Below are 19,784 nucleotides of genomic sequence, written 5' to 3'. Positions count from 1 at the left end.
TGTCCGCCGAGTGGCCGGCTGCTGACAGTCCGTCAGGGTACAGCTAATCTGACGGGTAGTCAGCTAATGCTGGGACACTGGTTCTCGGGTACGGAGGCCTGCTGTGCGCGGTGACTTGGATGGGCGCGGGGACGTGGAGTGGGTGACCGTTGCGGGGCTGGTCCGCTCCGCGACCGAACGGTTCGGCGCGGGCGAGGCCGTCGTCGACGGCCGTACGCGGGTGTCGTACGCGGAACTGGGCGCGCGGGTGGAGCGCGCGGCGGCCGCGTGCGTCGCGAACGGGGTCGAGGTCGGCGACCGCGTCGCCCTCTGGGCGCCGAACTCCCTCGACTGGATCGTCTCCGCGCTCGGCGCGGTCTCGGCGGGCGCGGTGCTCGTCCCGCTGAACACCCGCTTCAAGGGCGGCGAGGCGGCGGACGTCCTGGCGCGCAGCCGGGCGAAGCTGCTGTTCATCACCGGGACGTTCCTGGGGACCTCGTACGTGGCCTCGCTGCGGCGGGCGGCGGGGGCGGACGCCGGCCGACTGCGGGCGCCGGGGGCCGGGAGCGTGTGCGAGACCCCCGGTCCGCTGCCCGGACTCCCGCACCTGGAGCAGGTGGTGGTGCTGTCGGACGACGCCCCCGCCGACTTCCGTACCTGGAAGGACTTCCTCGCCGGCGGCGACGGGGTCGGGGCGGGGGAGGTGCGGGCGAGGTCGGAGGCGCTGACCGGTGACTCCCCCTCCGACATCATCTTCACCTCGGGCACCACGGGCCGCCCCAAGGGCGCGGTGATCACCCACGCGCAGACCCTGCGGGCGTACGAGGTGTGGAGCGAACTGGCCGGGCTCCGCCGGGGCGACCGCTACCTCGTCGTGAACCCCTTCTTCCACACCTTCGGCTACAAGGCGGGCGTGATCGCGTGCCTCATGCGGGGCGCGACGATCATCCCGCAGCCGGTGTTCAACGTGGAGACGGCGATGGCCAACGTGGCGGCCGAGCGGGTCTCGGTCCTCCCCGGCCCGCCGACCCTCCACCAGTCCCTCCTGGACCACCCCGCCCGCGACGACCACGACCTGAGCACCCTGCGCCTGGTGGTGACGGGCGCGGCGGTGGTGCCGCTGCGCCTGGTCGAACGGCTGCGGGCGGAACTCCGGGTGGACACCGTCCTGACGGCGTACGGCCTGTCCGAGGCCTCCGGCATCGTCACGATGTGCCGGCGCGGCGACGAGCCGTCGGTGATCGCGTCGACGTCCGGGCGGGCGATCCCGGGGACGGAGGTGCGGGTCGTCGACCCCCTGGGGTCCGCCCTGCCGCCCGGCTCTCCCGGAGAGGTCCTCGTCCGCGGCTTCAACGTCATGCGCGGCTACTTCGAGGACCCCGCGGAGACCGCCCGCGCGGTCACCGCCGACGGCTGGCTCCGCACCGGCGACGTCGGCGTCCTCGACCACGACGGCAACCTCCGCATCACCGACCGCATCAAGGACATGTTCATCGTCGGCGGCTTCAACGCGTACCCCGCCGAGATCGAGCAGTTGCTGGGCCTGCACCCGGACGTCGCGGACGTGGCGGTCATCGGAGTCCCGGACGCCCGGCTGGGCGAGGTCGGCAAGGCGTACGTCGTCCGCCGGCGAGGGTCCCTGGTGACGGCCGACGACCTGATCGCCTGGTCCCGGCGCGAGATGGCCAACTACAAGGTGCCGAGGGCGGTGGAGTTCGTGGGGGAGCTGCCGCGGAACGCCGGCGGGAAGGTGGTGAAGGGGGAACTGCGGGGGAGCTGAGGGGTGGTGAGTGCCGGCGTGGGGGCCGAGGGCCGCGCCGGGCCCCGCCTGTGCCCGTCACTCGGGGGCGAGCGACTCCCGGTCGAGCGACTGCCGGGCGAGTGACTGCCGGGCGAGTGACTGCCGGGCGGCCGAGTGGAGATCGTGGATCTCGTCCATGGCCTCGCGCCAGGCGGGGTCGTCGTGGTCGACGGTGCGTGCGGTGTGTTCGGCGGCGCGCAGTCGCGCGGCGGTGGCGGGGATTCTGGCGATCTCGATGGCCACGGCCCACGTTTCGAGGAACCGGGTGATCGGGCCGAGGCTGCCCGTGCGGGCCGCCAGGGTGATGGCCTCGTCCTTCTGCCGTTCCATCTCGCCGAGGCGGTGCGGGGCCACCTGTTCCAGGGCCGCGCGCAGCGCGGGCGGTGTCCTCTCCGGCCGTGAGGCCACGGGAGCACCGGGTCCGACATGCGCTGCGATCATCCTGGTCCTCCCTGGATCGTGCCGGCTCCTGCCCGGGGCCCGCCGAGGCTCCCGGGCAGGCCGGCCCCGGACACACCTCGGCCGCGGTGGCTCCCCCTCCGCGCCACCGCGGCCGATCCCCGTCGGGAGGAAGGTCTACTTGCCGCCCAGGTCCAGGGCGGGCGGGGCGGGTGCGTGCTGGTCCAGCGTGGTGATCGCTCCGTCCTTGCTCGGCGGGGCGGGTGCGTGCTGGTCCAGCGTGGTGATCGCTCCGTCCTTGCTCGGCGGGGCGGGTGCGTGCTGGTCCAGCGTGGTGATCGCTCCGTCCTTGCTCGGCGGGGCGGGTGCGTGCTGGTCCATCGTGGTGATCTCCGGGTCCTGCTTCTTCTTTTCGCTCATAGCTGGAACTCCCCGTGAGTGAGCGGTGCTTCTCGGTGGAAGCGCCCGTTCGGCGACTCCCCCGGGGGTCGCCGAACGGGCGTTTCAGGCGGCCTCAGGGTAGCCATGAGGCCTGCGAGATCCGCCTGCCCCCCGACGCGACGGATCGATGGCCTGAGACTGTCAGCCACCCATAAACGTTCGATGAACGCCCCGCCCCAGGGGTGTCACGCCGCCGCGACCGGATGGAGCAGGCCACGCACCTCGGCTGCCTCGGACGAGCCGGCCTGCTCGTACGCCGTGAGCGCTTCACGCCAGCAGGCACGGGCACGGTCCGACTGCCCGAGGGCCACCAGCGCCTTGCCCAGCAGGGTCAGGGCGTTGGCCCTCATCCAGTCGCCGCCGATGCAGCCGATCGCCAGCGCCTGTTCGGCGTGCTGGGCGGCCTGCGCGGGGCGACGGGCCGCCAGGTGGACCTGGGCCACCCGGAAATGGGTCGTACCCTCCCAGAGCCGCTGACGGTTCTCGGTGAAGATCCGCAGTGCCGCGTCGAGCTGCTCCAGGGCCTCATGGAGCCGACCCGCCTGCGTGAGCACGGTCCCCGAGGCATAGCGCGCGTTCGCGAGGCGTACGGACAGACCGAGCTCGTCGTAGATCTCCACGCCTCGCTGGGCGAGATCGACAGCCCTGGCGGTACGGCCCATCGAGGCGAGGGAACGGGACAGGTTGCACACCGCGCTGGCCTCGCCGGGCTTGTTGCCGTCCGCCTGGAACGCCTCGATGGCCCTGAGCAGGAAGACCTCGGCGTCCGGGAAGCGAGCGGTGCAGATGGCGATGATCCCCAGCTGGTTGGGGGCGGTGCCGCTCGTCCAGGGGTCGCCGGCCGTCCCGTTCACGAGATCGGCGCGCTCGGCCTCCTGCTCCGCCTCGTCGAAACGGCCCGCCTGGCTGAGGACCTGGGCCAGCGTGATGCGCGCCCTGGTCTCGGCGCGCGCGTCCTTGAGCGCCGCGGCCGCGTCACGTGCGGCCAGCGCGGTCGTCTCGTAGCGGCGGGAACCGGCGCCGGACTCCGCCAGATCGATGGTGGCCAGCAGCAGGTCGACAGCCCGTCGCAAGGTGGATGCCCCGAGGGACTGCTGAACGCACGCGAGCAGCGGCTCCGCCTCCGCGTGCAGCCAGTCCAGCGCTTCCGAGGCGGAGGGGAACTCCCGGCCGTCGTACTGGCTCTTCTCCAGATGCGCGATCGTCCGGTCCCCCGGCCGCTCGATCGCGTACACCCTGGACGCCGTCGCCAGGTAGAAGTCCAGCAGCCGCGACATCGCCGCGCTCCGCTCGCCCGGCGGCTGTTCGTCCCGTTCGGCACATGCACGCGCGTAGAGACGTACGAGGTCGTGGAAGCGGTAGCGGCCGGGCGCGGCGGATTCGAGGAGGGACGTGTCGACGAGGATCTCCAGAACGTCCTCGGTGTCCTCCGGGGGCAGATCCAGTACGGCGGCCGCGGCGGCCAGGGAGATGTCCGGGCCGTCCGCGAGGCCGAGCAGGCGGAAGGCGCGGGCCTGGGCGGGTTCCAGCTGGCCGTAGCCGAGCTCGAAGGTGGCCTTCACGGCCAGGTCGCCGGCCTGCAGCTCGTCCAACCGTCGCCGCTCGTCGGCGAGTTTGGCGGCGAGGACGGAGACCGTCCAGGTTCTGCGCGCCGCGAGGCGGGACGCGGCGATGCGGATGGCGAGGGGCAGGAAACCGCAGGCCGCGACGACGTCGAGCGCGGCCTTGCGCTCCGCCGCGACGCGCTCCTCGCCGACGATCCTCGTGAAGAGCTGGAGGGCCTCGTCGGGGGACATCACGTCGAGGTCGACGAGGTGGGCCCCGGCCAGGTCCACCATGCGCACCCGGGCGGTGACGAGGGCCGCGCAGCCCGCCGTACCGGGCAGCAGGGGCCGTACCTGGGCGGCGTCCCGCGCGTTGTCGAGCAGGACCAGCACCCGACGGCCGTCCAGGACCGACCGGTACAGCGCGGCCCGCTCCTCCAGGGAGTCGGGGATCGCGGAGTCGGCCGTGCCCAGCGCCCGCAGGAAGGAGCCGAGGACCGTCTCGGGCTCGGCGGGGCGGGCCCCGGCGCCCTGGAGGTCGACGTACAGCTGGCCGTCCGGGAAGGCCGACCGGGCCTGGTGGGCCACATGCACCGCGAGGGTCGTCTTGCCGACGCCGCCGATGCCGGCCAGCGCGGACACGGCCATCACCTGGCCCTCGGCGCCGGACGCCTCCGCGAGGACCCCGCTCAGGTCGTTGACGAAGGCGGAACGACCGGTGAAGTCGGGCACGGTGGCGGGCAGTTGGGCGGGGCGGACGGGTGTCGCCACGGTCTCGGGGGCCAGGGGCGCGGAGGGTTCCGCGAGGCCCGGGTCCGCTTGCAGGATGCGCTGCTGCAACTCCCGCAGCCCCGGGCGGGGATCCACGCCCAGTTCGTCGGCGAGCAGGCGGCGCGTGTCGGCGTACACCGCGAGGGCCTCCGCCTGCCGTCCGCTGCGGTACAGCGCCAGCATCAGCAGTTCGCGCAGCCGCTCCCGCAAAGGGTGCGCGGCGGTGAGGGCGGTCAGCTCGGAGACCGCCTCCGCGTGGCAGCCCTGCTCCAGGTCCATGTCGAGGCGCGTTTCGACCAGTTGGAGACGCCACTCCTCCAGGCGGGCCCGCTGGGTCTCCGCGTACGGCCCCGGAACGCCCGCCAGGACCTCGCCGTCCCAGAGCCCCAGCGCCTTGTTCAGCAGATGGCGGGCATGGCACAGATCCCCGGAGTTCTTGGATTTCTCCGCGTCGGTCGCCAGTTCCTGGGCCTCGGCGAGGTCCAGCGCGCCGCCGGACAGTGCGCGGACCGCGTACCCGCCGGACTCGCTGACCAGCACACCGGGGAGCACCTTGCGCAGCCGTGAGGCGTACGTCCGTACGGCGGCCAGTGCCTGCGACGGCGGATCGTCGCCCCACAGCGCGTCGATCAGCTCGCTCGCGGTGGCCGTGCGGCCCTCGCGCAGCAACAGCGCGGCCAGCAGGGCGCGTTGCTGGGGCGAACCGGTGGCGAGGGGTTCCGCGCCGCGCCAGGCCCGCACGGGTCCGAGCACGCCGAAGCGCAGCTCGGCAGCCGCCCGGGGGTCCGCTTCCGGAATCTGAGCGTCCACGGAAACCCTTTGCTCCGGCACTCGCGGCACACCGATCTCCGGCACTCCCGGCTCACCGCCCATCGACGCCCCCTAGGACCTCCCTGACAACCCAGCCAGTTTGCCTTGTTCATGGCGGATCCGTCAGCCGTGCGAGAGCTCGATCACAGGTAGCCACGCGGGATATCACCAGGTCCACACAAGCTCTCCCCGCGGATGCGCTCCCCGATGTCCGCCCGGCGCCTGGCGTGTCCTGGCGGGGCGGACCGGGGGTGGTGCCCCACGAGAAGGCCGGAGGGGCGGCCGAGGAGCGAGCGAATGGCGGTCGAATGGCAGTCGAGTGGCAGTCGAATGGCGGTCGGCGGGGTGGTTGAGGGACGGGCGAGGGGAGGGTGAGGGGTGGGCGAGGGGGAGCCGACGAGATTGCTGACGGACCGTCAGATCAGCGCTACCGTGACGCACATGGACACCATGGAGACGAGCGCCACGGATCCCACCACCACCACCTTCCCGAAGATCATCTCCGTCGACGACCACACGGTGGAGCCCCCGAACGTCTGGCAGGACCGGCTCCCGAAGAAGTACCTGGACATAGGGCCCCGCGTGGTCCGCGCGCCGCTGAAGGAGATGACGTTCCTCGGCGGCCGCTTCAAGCCCGTGATGGGCGCCCCCGGCGACGACGGCCCGATCGGCGACTGGTGGGTCTACGAGGACCTGCACCGCCCGCTGACCCGCCTCGACACCGCCGTCGGCTACTCCAGGGACGAGATCAAGCTGGAGATCATCACGTACGAGCAGATGCGCCCCGGCTCGTACGACGTCCCGCAGCGTCTCGCGGACATGGACGTCAACCACGTCCAGTCGGCCCTCTGCTTCCCGACCTTCCCGCGCTTCTGCGGCCAGACGTTCACCGAGGCCGCGGACCACGAGCTGGGGCTGCTCGGCGTCCGGGCGTACAACGACTGGATGGTGGAGGAGTGGTGCGGCCCCGAGGCGCGGGGCCGCCTCATCCCGCTCACCCTCATCCCGCTCTGGGACGCGGAGCTGGCGGCGGCGGAGGTGCGCAGGAACGCGGCGCGCGGGGTCCGTGCGGTGGCCTTCTCGGAGATACCCCCGCACCTCGGGCTGCCGTCCGTCCACACCGACGACTGGGACCCCTTCCTCGCCGCCTGCGACGAGACCGGCACGGTCGTGGCGATGCACATCGGCTCGTCGAGCCGTATGCCGTCCACCTCCGCCGACGCGCCGCCCGCCGTCGGCTCCACGATCACCTTCGCCAACTGCTGCTTCTCGATGGTCGACTGGCTGATGAGCGGCAAGTTCGAGCGTTTCCCGAACCTCAGGGTCATGTACGCCGAGGGCCAGATCGGCTGGATCCCCTACATCCTGGAGCGCGCGGACGTCGTCTGGGAGGAGAACCGGGGCTGGGGCGGCGTCGCCGACAAGGTCCACCGCCCGCCGTCGGAGTTGTTCGCCGACCACGTCTACGGCTGCTTCTTCGACGACGCGTTCGGGCTCCGCAACCTGGACGCGATCGGCGTCGGCAACGTCCTCTACGAGACCGACTACCCGCACTCCGACTCCACCTGGCCCGAGTCGCGGCAGGTGGGGGAGACCCAGATGGGGCACCTGGATCCGGACGTGGTGGACCGGATCGTGCGGCGGAACGCGATCGAGCTGCTGGGGTTGACGGAGGAGGGGCTGTGGGCGGGGCCGGGGAGCGCCCGTTGAACGGGGCGGCCACGACGCTCCGTTACGGGATGCAGCTCCCCGTCCAGTCGCAGAGCACCCTCTACGCCGAGCCCTGGGAGGCGGACGCCGGGCCAAAGGACCTGGCCGAGATCGCGCGGGCCGCCGACCGGGCGGGATTCGCGTACGTCGCCACCTGCGACCACGTGGCCATCCCGCGCCGCCTCGCGCCCGCGATGGGCACGGTCTGGTACGACCCGGTCGCCACGCTCGCCTACCTGGCGGGGGTGACGGAGCGCGTCCGGCTCCTCAGCCACGTGGCGGTCGTCGGACTCCGCCACCCACTCCTCACCGCCAAGCAGTACGCCACCCTCGACAACCTCTCCGGCGGCCGGCTGATCCTCGGCGTGGGCGCCGGGCACGTACGGGAGGAGTTCGAGGCGCTCGGTGTCGACTTCGACCGCCGGGGAGCCGTCCTGGACGAGTGCGTGGACGCGCTGCGCGCCGCCCTAGGCCCGGACGAATTCCCCTCCCACCACGGCAAGTCGTACGACTTCGAGGGCCTCGGCCAACGCCCCCGCCCCGCCCAGGACCGCGTCCCGGTGTGGGTCGGCGGCTCATCCCCCGCCGCCGTCCGCCGGGCCGCCGTCCGCGGCGACGGCTGGCTGCCCCAGGGTGATCCCCGCGACCGACTGCCGGCCCAGATCGCCCGGCTGCGGCGGCTACGGGAGGAGGCCGGGGTCACCGCCCCCCTCGCCGTCGGCGCGATCACCGAGCCCCTGTACGTCGGCGACCCGGACTGGGACGTCGGCCGCCGCACCCTCACCGGCCGCCCCGAGGCCCTCGCGGAGTCGCTGCAGGCGTACGGGGCGATGGGGGTGGACCAGATCCAGGTGCGGTTCCGCAGCCGTAGCAGAGACGAACTCACGGACCAGATGGGGGAGTTCGGGGCTGAGGTGGGACCGCTGCTGTAGAAGCCGCCCGCCCTTCCCCGGAGGCTGTGGAAGGGCAGGCGGTTGATGGTGCTGGGCCGGCTACCGGGGTTCTGTTTCCCGCTCGGCCCGGCAGTGGGGGCAGCGGCACGGGGGCCACTCGTGCGACTTCGGCAGGCGCTCGGTGTCGTGCTCGCTGGTGACCGTGCGCTGCTGTGCACGGCCGTCGGTCTCGCCGTCAGGGCTGATCCGGTAGGTACGGATGGTCAGTCGGGAAGCCCCGTTCTCGGGGTACCGCCCAGCCTTCACCGGGTCCCGTCCGGGCAGGGGGCGTGCCGGGAGCACGGGCAGGCGGACATCGGCAGCGGGCCCGTGGTTCCTGGCGGCGTCAGCGGTACGTCGGCCGCTCGACGACACCGCCGGTGCAGATCCTCGTGGTCGGGCCGCCCGGCGAGCGCGCAGTCGGCCGACGGCGCCGCGTCTGTCTCCGGCGGCCTCAACCCGCCACCACCTGCTCGGCGCCGACGACGTGACGGTCGAGGTCGATGCCGAAGTCGGCAGCCAGGATCAGCGCGAGTCGTCGCCGGGACTGCCGCGCCTGCTCCCGCTCGACGGCGACGAGGTAGGGGCGGACGAGGGGGGAGGCGGCGCCGTCGAGAGGGGTGCCCGTGTCCAGGCTGTACGGGGAACGCGGGGCCGGGAGGGGCCCGGTGGCCGTCGAGGATGCCTCGGACTCGCGTCCGGGGCCTGGCTCGAAGAGGCGCGTACCAGCCCGCCTCCTGCCGGTACCTGGGGCGAAGGTGCCCAGAACGCACCGCAAGAGCGCGTGGATAATGCCCATTGTCTTCAGCTCCTTTTCAGCTGGTGACCATGCCCCGGGAGGTCCCACAACCTCGCCGGGGTCTTACGTTCCCGCAGGGTAACGGACTGTACTACCCCCGTCTAGCCTCTGGGGTAGCTATGGCAGGTACACGCTCGCCACCTAGTGTCTGCGCTCATGACCATTGACCGGGAAGGGCCAGTCCCGCCGTACCGTCAGATCGCCGACAGCCTGCGCGCCCGCATCGAGGACGGCAGCATCCCGACCGGCCGCCGTATCCCGAGCCTCGTCGAGCTGGAAGCCGAGTTCGGCGTGGCCCGTGACACCTTGCGCAAGGCCGTGAAGGTGCTCAAGGACGAGGGGCTGGTGGAGACGGTGACGGGCATGGGGGTGTACGTGGTGGACAGGCGGCCTACGGGCTCGGCCGACAGCCGCTGACGCGCGGCGCCTCTACGCTCGCCTCATCGACCTCAACCGTGGCAAGCCCGTCCGGCCCCGGATCGCGGACGAGCTCCGCCGCCGTATCGACGTCGGCACGTATGCCCCCGGCAGCCGGTTTCCCGCTGTGGTGGACCTGGCCGCGGAGTTCGACGTAGCCGCGTCGACGGTGCAGAAGGCTGTGGCCTCCCTTCGCGCGGAGGGCAGGCTCCGTACCCTGCTGGGGCAGGGCTCGTTCGTCGCCGACCAGGAGAAGTGACCCAGTCCTGCTGGACCTGTGTCAGCCCAGCGCCTCGATTGCCTTCAGGATCAGAGCGCGAGCGGTCGGCCCGTACACGGCCATGCCCCGCAGTTGCTCGAAGGCCTTCAGGTAGAGGGTGATCTCGTCGGGCTGGGTGATTCTCACGCGGGCTGACACGAGCTCCACGGACACGAGTTCGTCGTCGTAGATGTGGAACGTCTCCCGCGGCCACTGAACGCGCTCCTGGGTGCCCATCGGGATGATGCCGAGCGACACCGACGGCAGGGCTCCGGCCGTGAGGAGGTAGCCGAGTTGCGCGGCCATGGCGTCCGCGTCGGCGATCTGGCAGTGGAGGACGGACTCTTCGACCAGCAGGACGAAGCGGCACCCCGGTTCGTGGATGACTCGAGAGCGTTCGACCCTGGCCCGGGCCGCCTCGGCACTGTCGTCGAAGGGGAGTTCACGGAAATGGGCGGCCCTGCGCAGAATGCCCGCCGCGTAACCTTCCGTCTGCAGCAGTCCGGGGACGAGGGTGGATGAGTACACACGGAACAGCGCGGTGCTGTTGAAAACCTGCGCGGAGCTTTCCTGCAGTTGCTTCAGGCCGTTACGGACCTGATGGCGCCACTCCCGGTACATCGACTCGGCGTTCACCGACTGGACGATGAGGTTGTCGGCCTGCTCGTCGGCGTGGACCGCCCCGCACCAGCGGCGGATGTCCTTCGCGGTGGGACCGGTGACGGCGTTCTCGATGCGGGACGTCTTGGAGTGGTGCCAGCCGCACCGGTCGGCCAGCTCGACGACCGTCAGTCCCGCCTCCTTCCGGAGGTCGCGCAGGCGTCGGGCGACGGCCTCGCGCGCGGCCTGGGCGGATGACGACGGGGAGAGGGGCATGAACGGGCCTACCGGGCTTACTGTCAGCGGATTTCGTACTGGTTGTGTGGAACGGCACGCGCCCACACCGTCGCGAACGCCGCCGAGCACAACTCGGCGACTGCCGGGTCGTCGGTGATCTCCTGGCCTGCCGAACGACCGTCGCCGGTGAAGTGATTCCACCGGACCAGCCGGTCGTCGAACAGCCAGAAGTCGTTGCCGGGCAGCGCGATGTCCGAGGCCTCTCGGCGGGGCAGCCAGCGCACGTGCTCGCCTGCGGCGATGTTGGTGAACGTGTTCGAGTGCTCGAAGCGGATGTACTCGGTGACCGGCTCGGAGATGATCCGGGCTCGGCGTACGACGATCCCGCGAGAGACCGTCTCCTGGATCAGGTCGAGCCATGGTCGCCACCATGACGCCCGATCCTCCGGGTCATGGCGGTACCCCGCACGCCACTGGGCGAATGGACCCTTCTCGTTGTCGACGGCGTAGGAGTCGCGCATCTCCAGGTGAACGGCCGAGCGCTCGCAGCCGGCGATCAGCTCACCGAACGGCGGCACGCTCGACGGCATCGCAGGCCTCCCTGATCATGTGCACCATCCTGGCCGGGATACGGATCACTGCCTCCCCGTCCGGAATCCCTGCTCCGTGACCCGGTACTTCGAACGCGGCGCACTCCGCTTCGAGTTCACGGCCGGGCTTCCATCCCTGGAAGACAAGCTCCTGGTTCTCCTGATCGACCCACACCGTCGGGCTCTCGTCGTCACCGGTGTTCGGATCGATCCCGATGAACAGCAGTGGCACGTCAGTCCCCCTCGACTAGCTGTGCAGACTTCTGCACCAGAGTGGGCTTCGGAGGCGAGCAGGGTCAAGGGTGCTTCGCTGCCAACTTTCCTGCCCAAAAGAGCACTTGCACATATCTGCACAGTGTTGGGCGCGGTGTGCCGCCGCTGCCTACCTTCAGCAGTCACGACGAAGCCTCGGCGAGACGACAGCCTCGCGAGGCGTGGCCACCGCTGCTGAGGAGCGCCGAATGGCAGCAACACCAACCGTCTGGTCCGGGGCTGCGGCGGAGCGGGACCCGATCCCGCTCGACATCGAGACGATGCGCGTCACCGCACGCCGTCTGCTCGCCGAGAGTGCCGAGCCGCCGTCCCCCGACGAGTGGGAGACGCTCACCCTTCAACTGCGCGGCCACATCATGGTGGCCCTCCCCGAGGTGGAGGCCGCAGCCGGAGCGCTGCCCGAGGGGGACGTGCCCCGCGCCTGCGCGCTCGCCTGTGTCGGCGAGGCCCGCAGGCGACTCGGCTTCGAACCCGGCCCCACGCTCCCCGCCGGCATCGCGCACGCCCAGCGTCTCGCCCGCTCGGTGAATGCCTTGTGCGACCACCATGAGAACCTGACCAAGCGTGAACTCGACACGGAGCGAGGCCTGTTGGAGCCGCCCGTCCGCGTTCCCTCCCTTCGCCCCTGGGGCCTGTCCCGCATGGAGCCGTACCCGGCGCTGCACGCCGTCGCCACCGCCGTGGCCCTGGACCCGATGTCGCAGACGGCTGTCTTCCACGACGTACACGGACGCCGCGTCGACCTGGGCAAGCACGGCACCGGCTCCGGAACGGAGACCAGGACCCAGACCAGCCAGGGGGACGGCTCCGGCCCCTCCAACTCGGACGAAGGTCATGATCAGGACGCGGACCAGGACTGATGGCCTCGCCTCGCCCGGTCGTCGTCCTGACCGCCCTGGACGACGTGACGTCCGACCACGTCATCACAGCCCTGAACGACCGGGGCGTCCCGGTCGTACGGCTCGACCCCGGTTCACCGGCCGAGGTGACGTTCTCCGGAAGGGCGGGCAGCGGCTGGTCGTGGCACGGTCCGCTCACCACCCCTACTCGCGCCCTCGGCCTGGAAGACGCCCGCGCCGTGTACTACCGGCGTCCGACCCCGTACGTTCCGGCCGACGGTCTGGACGACCAAGAGAGGGACTTCGCCGTGGCCCAGTTCCGGCACGGTCTCGGCGGACTTCTCGCCGCCCTTCCGGGTTGCCTGTACGTCAACCACCCGCACCGGAACTCGGGCGCGGAGTTCAAGCCCCGCCAGATCACCGAAGCCGTACGGGCCGGGCTGGACGTACCCCCGACGCTGATCACCAACGACCCCGCAGCCGCCCGGTCCTTCGCCAGGGAGTACGGGCCGGTGGTCTACAAGCCGCTCAGGTCGACCACGTACCGCGCGGGTGGTGCGTCGCGTACGGTCTGGGTCCGCCCGGTCGCGGCCGACGAGATCGGCGATGGTGTCGCCGCCTGCCCGCACCTGTTCCAGCAGGCCGTCGCCAAGACCGCCGACGTGAGGGTGGCGGCAGTGGGCGAGCGTTTGTTCGCCACACGGATCACCATCGACGGCGATCACCTCGACTGGCGGTTCGACTACGGCCTGATCAACTGCACGCCGATGAAAGCGGCAGATGTCCCTCTCACGGTCCGTCGGGGCATCCGCGCCTATCTGAAGGCATTCGGTCTGCTCTTCGGCGCGTTCGACTTCGCCTTGGAAGCGAGCGGGGCGTGGCGCTTTCTGGAGTGCAACGCGAACGGTCAGTGGGCGTTTGTGGATCCTGAAACGACTGGGGCCATCACCTGGGCCCTGGCCGATCTGCTGGAGAAGGGACACCCGGTATGACCGACACCCCGCTCGCGGACGAGCGCCGTGCGGTCGAGCTGCGTCATGCCTTGGCCGACCGGCTGGAACAGGGCGGGCATCTTCGGTCGGCGGTCTGGCGGTCCGCCGTCGAGGCCGTGCCCCGGCACGAGTTCGTGCGCGCGTTCTTCCGGCGGTCCGACGGGCCGCGAGGCACGCTCTGGACGCCGGTCCTGCCGGGCCCCGACGACCTGGGCGCCTGGCTGGAGGAGGTGTACGCCGATGTCACGCTGGTGACCCAGCTCGGCGGTCAGCTGCATCCGGCGGACGTGGAGGGGCCCGTCCACGGCGATCCGACGTCCTCGTCCACCCTGCCGAGCCTGGTCGTACGGATGCTTCAGGACCTCGATCCGCAGGACGGGGACCGGGTGTTGGAGATCGGCACCGGTACCGGCTATTCGACAGCCCTCATGTGCGAGCGTCTCGGGAGTGAGTACGTGACCTCGGTCGAGGTCGATCCGGCCGCCGCCGCACGGGCCAGGGCCGCGCTCACGGCGGTCGGCCACGAACCGGCGCTCGTCAACGGCGACGGCCTCCTCGGCCACCCCGAAGACGCCCCGTACGACGGGCTGATCGCCACGTGTTCCGTGCGTACCGTTCCCGGGGCCTGGCTCGAACAGGTGCGGCCCGGGGGCACGATCGTCACGACTGTCTCCGGGTGGCTGTACGGGTCGGGCCTGGTGAAGCTGACCGTCGGCGAGGGCGGCACGGCCGAAGGGCGGTTCCTGCCCGGCACGGTGCGAGGGCACCGGGCCCTGACAACGAGGGGCAGCGGACGAACCGCACCGCCGTACGGTCGGCCCGACCCGACGACGCGGTCCCGCCGACACAACGCGGAGATCCCGCGATCACCTCGCCACCGCTGGAACAGGTCGCCGCCCCGCGCTGTCTTCGCGGGGCGCGCTGCTACCGCGGTCGCATCAGGTGCAGGTCCTCACCCCACGCGTCCAGGACGGCGCCGTGCCCGGCCCGCCGGGCCACGGTCTCGACCTGGGCGAAGAGTCGGCGCTGCGCGGATACGTCGCCCGTGGCCGTGATGTGCTGAACGGCGTCGAGGAGCAGGCCGGTGTCCCAGCCGGGCAGCGGGAACCGGGCCAGCTCCCACTCCAGGTACTTGTTGTAGGGGCGGGGACGGCGGTCCAGGGCGAAGAGCGTCTCCAGCAGGAACCGGACGCTGTCCGCGGCGTCGAGCCGGGCCGCGAGCGGATGCCCGTCGCGGTCGTTCTTGACCGAGCGGTAGAGGGAGTTGGCGTAGGCGTCGAGCCATCCTCCCGCTTCCCGGAAGGCCTCCTCGGCGTCGAGCCGGGCCTTGGCGGCCAGGATCCGGGCGATGCCTCCGCCCAGCCGGTCGAGCACGACCCGGGCGCGGGCGAGGGCGTACCGCTCGAAGCCGGGCATCCCGGCGGCGCGGAACGCGTCGAGGGAGAGGACGACGAGGTCGAGTTCCGGGGAGCGGTGCCCCGCGAACCGGGTGAGAGCCGTCGTCGCACCCTCGGCGAGGACGACGTACAGGTCGTGGTCCGAGTGCTCGGTGGTCATGCCCTCGTGGGCCCGGGAGCCCTTGAGGACCAGGCCGACGACAGCCGGGTCGGCGGCGGCGGTGGCGACGAACGCGTCGTAGGCGAGGGGCTGTTGAGCAGTCATGGGTGATCTCCGGTGTGATGACGACGGGTATGCCGATCGGGCGGCCCCACGACTCGTCGGGGCCACCCGCACCCTCTGCGGCGGCACTCGGCCACCGCCCGGCAGATCAACGCACAGCCGGACCCTACCGCCCCGTCCGCGCGGAGGCAGCCGACCGTGGTGCGACGCGGGTCGGGACAGCCGGCCCCGTGGGGACGGCCGTCGGGCAACCGGGCTCGGGCACCCCGTGCGCGGCCGGACCCCCGTGCGGCCGTGTAGGCCGTTTGCCGGTGTCGTCGTGCGCGGTCCCGAAGCGGTGCCAACGATTCCAGGTGTGCCTGTCAGGCGATGACGTACGCCTGTGTCCGGGGCACGTGGACGGAGGTATGTGAGCATGAGACATCGGATAGTGGCCCTCGCGGTGGCGGGTGTGCTGGCCGCGGCGGTCCCGGCCGGCGCGGCTTCCCCGGAGCCCGTGCCCGGGTACGGGTACGAGGACGGGTACGGGTACGAGGACGGGGACGGGGACGGGGACTCACCGCCGCCGGGGCCGACCCCTCCGCCGCCCGGTTCGGCGTCGCCGGACGGCGAGGCCTGGGCCTGGACGCAGCTGACCAGCGGCGGCACCCAGATCCGATACGTGTCCACGGACTCCAGCCAGACGTGCCCCAGCGTGCGCTACACGTACGGGGGTAGCCAGCACACGGACCCGCTGAGCCGGAGGAGCGAGCCCCGGGGGCTCCAGTTCCCGACCACCGTCTGCGAGGCCGAGGTGCCCCTCACGGCCTCCGACGCGACGCTGGTGCCCGCGACGGTACGAGCGGCCAGGCTGCACCCGTCGACGGGTCAGCTGCCTCTGCCGAACTGGACCTCGAGCACCCGTCCCGCCAGGATCGGCGTGATCGGCGACACCGGCTGCGAGCTCCCCGCGGACATGAACGAGCCGGCGCAGAACTGTGCGAACCGCTGGCCGTTCCGGCAGATCGCGGACAGTGTCGTCGACCGGACGAGGCCGAATCTCGTCGTCCACGTCGGTGACTACCTCTACCGGGAGGACCCCGGCAGGGGGAACGACAATCCGGCGGGCTGCACGAGCACCGCCGACGCGGCCAACTGGGCCTGTGTGGTCGCCGACTTCTTCAGGCCCGCCGAACGGCTGCTGGCCACGGCTCCCGTCGTGCTGGCGCGGGGCAACCACGAGGACTGCAACATGAACCAGCAGGGCGGCGCGGGCGGCGCGTGGTTCCGCTATCTCGCCGACGAACTGCGCTCCAACGGTTCCTGCAGCCTGTTCAGCCGGCCTGCGATGATCCACGCCGGCACGCTGACCCTCGCTTCCGTGGACTCCTCGCTCGCCGACCGGAGGGACGACGGCAGCACAGCGAACCAGGGCACCTACACCACGCAGTTCAACGCCGTGAACCAGGCCGCGGCGCTGGCTCCCGGCGACGTCTTCGTGGTCACGCACAAGCCGCTGTGGATGGTGAAGGCGGCCGGACAGACGCCGGGGGCGGTCACCTGGGCGACGCGGGTTCTCGACGGGGCCGTCGCCAACACCCAGCTGCGTCACCTGCAGAGCAAGGTGCGCATGGTGCTCTCGGGACACTTCCACCTCGCCCAGAAGCTCGACTTCGACAGCACCCGCCCACCCCAGCTGACCCTGGGCAACTCCGGTGGCCCCCTGGACAACGGCCCGATCGACGGCAATGTCGAGCTGCAGTCCATCGGCACGCCGCCGCAGCAGGTGAACCAGTCGGTGACCAAGCTGCGGACCCCCGGAGGTCTGGCGATCTACGGTTACGGGGACCTCCGCTGGGACGGCACGACCTGGAATCTCACCTTCCGTGACAGGACCGGCGACCCCCTGGGCAGCAGCTGCCGGCTGAGCACGAGCACCGACCACCGGAACTTCGTCTGCTAGGAGCCGTTCGAGCATGTTCGGGCACGTTTGAGCATGTTCGGGCAGCGGGGCGGAGAACCGTGTCAGCGGCTTCTCCGTCCCGCCGTCGGAGTGGGCGGGGGCGGGGGCGGGGGCGGGACGGGGCGGCCGAACCTGTCAGACAGCTTCGCGTTTCGTTCTTGAAACTTCGAACAACTTACGCCGGAGTCACGTATGTAGGGGAGTCATGGCTTCGGCGGAAGGACACGCGAAGTGCGATCCCCCCGGCACGTCGGCACGTCCCAGTACGTAGGCACCCCCGTTTCAGCTGTTCCCGCACGCCCCTCCCGCGTCCCGGCACACCCACCCCACCTGCCGGAACCGTCGTCCCAGGGCCTGTCCGTCGCGCTCGCCTGTGCCGAAAGGGAGTGGCCGCACGACGACTGGCCGGCCCCCGACGACCGGTACGTGAGCAGCGCGCTGCACATCCCGCCGCCCTATCGCGCACTCCGGGAGACCGAGGCGGATGTCGTGGTCCTGCGCTGCGAGGACCCGTCGGTCTCCTTCGCGGAGCTGCTGAAGGCCATGGGCTCCATGAGCGCTCCGGTGATCGTCGTCAGCCCCCGCCAGGACGCCGAGGTGGTGGTGGAGGTGTTCCGCGGCGGGGCCGGCTACCTGGTCGAGGGCGACTACTGCACCTGCATGCTCTCCTCGGCGGTCATGGCCGCCACGGTCGGCCACACCTACTTCTCGCCCGTCGCCTGCGCCGCCGTCCGGGACGCGGCCCGGCAACTGCCGGACCACGGGGAGGCGATGGAGCGACTGCGCTCGCTGCTCTCGCCCCGCGAACGCCAGATCATGGAACTCCTCTCCACCGGCCTCGGCGCCCAGGAGATCGGGCTGCGGCTGCGGCTGAGCGAGAAGACCGTCCGCAACAACCTGAGCAACGTCTACGCCAAGTTGGATGTCCGGGGGAGCACGGAGGCGGTGCTGCGATGGCTGGGGGCGACCCCCGGGGTTCGCGTATGAGAACGCGGAACTGAGCGCGTCCAGGAACGCGGGAGCCCGTTTGGGAAACCGCACAAAAGAATCCCCCGCGCAGGGCACGGGGGATTACTTGGGTTTATCCGGCCGCTATTGAATGGTGACTTCGGAGAGCGGAACCTCGATGTCGGTCACGTTCGCGCCACCCTCGTCGAATCCGGGTTCGGCGCGGGCGCTGTTCTCGCTGTTGATGATTCCGTTGGCCTGGGGCGTACCGCACTGGACGTTGCGCAGCCAGAGCCGGCCGTCCGGCGTTCCGCTGGGCAGGAGCTGCGGATAGAAGACGTGCACGGTCGCGGCTCCCTCACTGGGGGAGAAGAACACCTTCTGGCCGTCCTGGGCGTCCTTGTAGGTGGCCTTGAGGAAACCGCTGACGTCGGTGCGCTTGTGGGACCACATGAAGAAGGCGATGTGGTCCGGCTTGACCGTGTCACTCCTCGAGAAGGAGAACGACGACGTGGTGTCGTCGCGCTTGATATTGAATTCCTGCGTGGCGAACTTGATGCCGATCTCGAAGATGGAGCTCGCCAGCTTCGTGCTGCCGTCCGTGTTGAAGCCGTCCTCCAGCTGAATGACGCGTGTCACGGACGCCGTGCCGCTGAAGGTCTTCGTCGCCGCGGTGCTGACTCCGCAGTTGTCGGTCACCGAGGTGACCCGCTCGTTGGGGCCGAGGCTGTTGGCCTTGGACTGGACGTCGACGAACTCGCAGTTCTCCAGCTTGTCCGAGTCCGTACGGCAGTCGGTGGCCACCTCGTCGGGGGTGGCGGCACCCGCGCTGTACATCAGCGGGACGGCCAGTCCGAGGGCGACGACCGGCGCCAGCGCGAGGGTGATGCGCTTCTTCTTGCTGCGGTGGTTGCCGCTGCGCCCGGTGCGTGTCATGTGTGTCTCCTGCGAGGGTGATGAGGGGGTTGTGTGCTGGTGGGAGGGGTCGTCCCGTGGGGGGTGGGGTGATCCCGTGGGGGGAGAAGTCTGTGGGGTGGGGCGGGCGCCCCGAGGCCGTCGGCTGCCGGTCGTCGGCTGTCGGCCTTCGGTCAGCAGTCCTCCAGGACGACCTTGCTGGTGCCGTCCGCGAGTCCGGGCGTGCCCGCGGCGCTCTCCAGGATGACCGGGCCCTCGACGACCTCCGGCGCCACGAAGTTCTGCTCGGGGGAGGGGTTCACGGCGAAGCTTCCGGGATCGGCGTCGAGGTGCACCCGCCATTCGCCGGTCATGCGCTGCATCTTCGGTGTGAACGTCACGTGCATGACCTTGCCGACGGGCACTTCCCGCTGTTCCGACTCGCTGGCGGTGGCCGTCTTGATGGTCATGTCCAGCGTGCCCTTGTGCTTCACCCAGCCGCCGCTCAGGGCTCCGAAGAGACCGCCGAGGGCGCCCTGCTGGGTCGCGGTGTACTTGCCCTGGCCCTGGCCCACCGCCTTCGAGAACTCGGTGGTCACCTTCGACGGTTCGGTGGCGTTCGGCTCGCAGTTCGGGAAGTCGACGGTGACCTTCTCCGTGGGACCGTCGAAGGTCTCGAACTTCGTCTCGACGAAATCACAGGTGTCGGACTCGAAACCGTCCCCGAGACCACCCCCGAAATCCCTCGTCGTCTGCTGTTTTCCGTTGAGCTTGGCAGTCCTTTCGCACATCCTCATGATCTGTTCGGGCGTCTTCTCGTCGGCCGCGCTGGCCGACGGCAGCAGCACGGCTGCGATAGCGGTACCGGTCACGAGTGAGGCACCGATCGCCAGGTATCGGACCTTCTTGTTCTTGAAGCGCCTCTTCGCCATGCTCGGCTCTCTCCTTGGGGGTGGCTTTACCTTCTGATGACGGATTATTGAGGTC

The 19,784-nt window shown here is 70.9% G+C and carries 19 protein-coding genes and 1 pseudogene; 10 read left to right on the top strand and 10 right to left on the bottom strand.

Annotation, left to right across the window (positions count from 1 at the left end; genetic code table 11):
• The first annotated feature begins 103 nt into the window (after positions 1-103).
• Positions 104-1,759, top strand: a complete 1,656-nt coding sequence (locus OG202_RS21895) for a fatty acid--CoA ligase family protein (protein ID WP_328223377.1) — start codon at positions 104-106, stop codon at positions 1,757-1,759.
• A 57-nt stretch (positions 1,760-1,816) separates the two neighbouring features.
• Here the strand turns inward: OG202_RS21895 and OG202_RS21890 are convergent, their stop codons facing one another.
• From OG202_RS21890 to OG202_RS21880, 3 genes are all read right to left on the bottom strand, one after another.
• Complete coding sequence (locus tag OG202_RS21890; protein ID WP_328223376.1) at positions 1,817-2,221, bottom strand: DUF6247 family protein; 405 nt, start codon at positions 2,219-2,221, stop codon at positions 1,817-1,819.
• A 135-nt stretch (positions 2,222-2,356) separates the two neighbouring features.
• Positions 2,357-2,599: a sigma-like protein gene (locus tag OG202_RS21885; RefSeq protein WP_405894580.1), complete on the bottom strand. Its 243-nt coding sequence runs from the start codon at positions 2,597-2,599 to the stop codon at positions 2,357-2,359.
• A gap of 206 nt (positions 2,600-2,805) precedes the next feature.
• Positions 2,806-5,808, bottom strand: a complete 3,003-nt coding sequence (locus OG202_RS21880) for an AfsR/SARP family transcriptional regulator (RefSeq protein WP_328223375.1) — start codon at positions 5,806-5,808, stop codon at positions 2,806-2,808.
• A 378-nt stretch (positions 5,809-6,186) separates the two neighbouring features.
• Here OG202_RS21880 and OG202_RS21875 point away from each other — a divergent pair, with 378 nt between their 5' ends.
• Positions 6,187-7,455, top strand: coding sequence for an amidohydrolase family protein (locus OG202_RS21875; protein ID WP_327729145.1), 1,269 nt, complete (start codon positions 6,187-6,189; stop codon positions 7,453-7,455).
• A 29-nt stretch (positions 7,456-7,484) separates the two neighbouring features.
• Positions 7,485-8,387, top strand: a complete 903-nt coding sequence (locus OG202_RS21870; protein WP_328224706.1) for an LLM class F420-dependent oxidoreductase — start codon at positions 7,485-7,487, stop codon at positions 8,385-8,387.
• 454 nt (positions 8,388-8,841) lie between these two features.
• Here the strand turns inward: OG202_RS21870 and OG202_RS21865 are convergent, their stop codons facing one another.
• Positions 8,842-9,186: a hypothetical protein gene (locus OG202_RS21865; protein WP_327729146.1), complete on the bottom strand. Its 345-nt coding sequence runs from the start codon at positions 9,184-9,186 to the stop codon at positions 8,842-8,844.
• A 156-nt stretch (positions 9,187-9,342) separates the two neighbouring features.
• Between OG202_RS21865 and OG202_RS21860 the strand changes: the two genes are divergently transcribed.
• Together OG202_RS21860 and OG202_RS21855 are read left to right on the top strand one after the other, a co-directional pair.
• Entirely contained in the window at positions 9,343-9,603 is a 261-nt protein-coding gene (locus OG202_RS21860; protein ID WP_327729147.1) for a GntR family transcriptional regulator, read from the top strand.
• Positions 9,604-9,628: 25 nt separating this feature from the next.
• Positions 9,629-9,862 (top strand): winged helix-turn-helix domain-containing protein, encoded by a 234-nt coding sequence (locus tag OG202_RS21855; protein ID WP_328224705.1) that lies wholly within the window; start codon positions 9,629-9,631, stop codon positions 9,860-9,862.
• A 21-nt stretch (positions 9,863-9,883) separates the two neighbouring features.
• Here the strand turns inward: OG202_RS21855 and OG202_RS21850 are convergent, their stop codons facing one another.
• From OG202_RS21850 to OG202_RS21840, 3 genes are read right to left on the bottom strand one after another with little or no spacing between them, the layout of a single operon-like run.
• Positions 9,884-10,738 carry a helix-turn-helix domain-containing protein gene (locus OG202_RS21850; RefSeq protein WP_328223374.1) on the bottom strand — a complete coding sequence of 285 codons (855 nt, stop codon included), beginning with the start codon at positions 10,736-10,738 and terminating at the stop codon, positions 9,884-9,886.
• 23 nt (positions 10,739-10,761) lie between these two features.
• Positions 10,762-11,289, bottom strand: a complete 528-nt coding sequence (locus tag OG202_RS21845) for a DUF6879 family protein (protein WP_326582032.1) — start codon at positions 11,287-11,289, stop codon at positions 10,762-10,764.
• Positions 11,261-11,521, bottom strand: a complete 261-nt coding sequence (locus OG202_RS21840; protein WP_326582033.1) for a hypothetical protein — start codon at positions 11,519-11,521, stop codon at positions 11,261-11,263. Before OG202_RS21840 ends, OG202_RS21845 begins: the two co-directional genes overlap by 29 nt.
• A 229-nt stretch (positions 11,522-11,750) precedes the next feature.
• Between OG202_RS21840 and OG202_RS21835 the strand changes: the two genes are divergently transcribed.
• The 3 genes and pseudogenes from OG202_RS21835 to OG202_RS21825 all read left to right on the top strand — a co-directional run.
• On the top strand, positions 11,751-12,422 hold the full coding sequence (locus OG202_RS21835) for a DUF6415 family natural product biosynthesis protein (protein WP_327729150.1): 672 nt from the start codon (positions 11,751-11,753) through the stop codon (positions 12,420-12,422).
• On the top strand, positions 12,422-13,393 hold the full coding sequence (tgmB, locus tag OG202_RS21830) for an ATP-grasp ribosomal peptide maturase (protein WP_327729151.1): 972 nt from the start codon (positions 12,422-12,424) through the stop codon (positions 13,391-13,393). The genes OG202_RS21835 and tgmB overlap by 1 nt, the downstream gene beginning before the upstream one ends.
• Positions 13,390-14,052, top strand: a pseudogene (locus OG202_RS21825) (methyltransferase domain-containing protein); the annotation flags it as partial. The gene tgmB and the pseudogene OG202_RS21825, both read left to right, overlap by 4 nt.
• Positions 14,053-14,317: 265 nt before the next feature.
• Here OG202_RS21825 and OG202_RS21820 read toward each other — a convergent pair.
• Complete coding sequence (locus OG202_RS21820; protein ID WP_327729152.1) at positions 14,318-15,055, bottom strand: hypothetical protein; 738 nt, start codon at positions 15,053-15,055, stop codon at positions 14,318-14,320.
• Positions 15,056-15,428: 373 nt separating this feature from the next.
• Here OG202_RS21820 and OG202_RS21815 point away from each other — a divergent pair, with 373 nt between their 5' ends.
• The gene (locus tag OG202_RS21815; protein ID WP_328223373.1) at positions 15,429-16,955 is read left to right on the top strand and encodes a metallophosphoesterase family protein; all 1,527 of its coding nucleotides are present in this window, start codon (positions 15,429-15,431) and stop codon (positions 16,953-16,955) included.
• A 231-nt stretch (positions 16,956-17,186) separates the two neighbouring features.
• Entirely contained in the window at positions 17,187-17,942 is a 756-nt protein-coding gene (locus OG202_RS21810) for a helix-turn-helix transcriptional regulator (RefSeq protein ID WP_327729154.1), read from the top strand.
• A gap of 105 nt (positions 17,943-18,047) precedes the next feature.
• Here OG202_RS21810 and OG202_RS21805 read toward each other — a convergent pair whose 3' ends face one another.
• Together OG202_RS21805 and OG202_RS21800 are read right to left on the bottom strand one after the other, a co-directional pair.
• Complete coding sequence (locus OG202_RS21805) at positions 18,048-18,839, bottom strand: hypothetical protein (protein ID WP_327729156.1); 792 nt, start codon at positions 18,837-18,839, stop codon at positions 18,048-18,050.
• A 152-nt stretch (positions 18,840-18,991) separates the two neighbouring features.
• A complete protein-coding gene (locus tag OG202_RS21800; RefSeq protein ID WP_327729158.1) occupies positions 18,992-19,729 on the bottom strand; it encodes a hypothetical protein in 738 nt (245 codons plus the stop codon).
• Positions 19,730-19,784: the final 55 nt, after the last annotated feature.

Source organism: Streptomyces sp. NBC_00310, from assembly GCF_036208085.1.
Lineage (GTDB): Bacteria > Actinomycetota > Actinomycetes > Streptomycetales > Streptomycetaceae > Streptomyces.
This window is presented reverse-complemented; position numbering and strand designations above follow the sequence as displayed.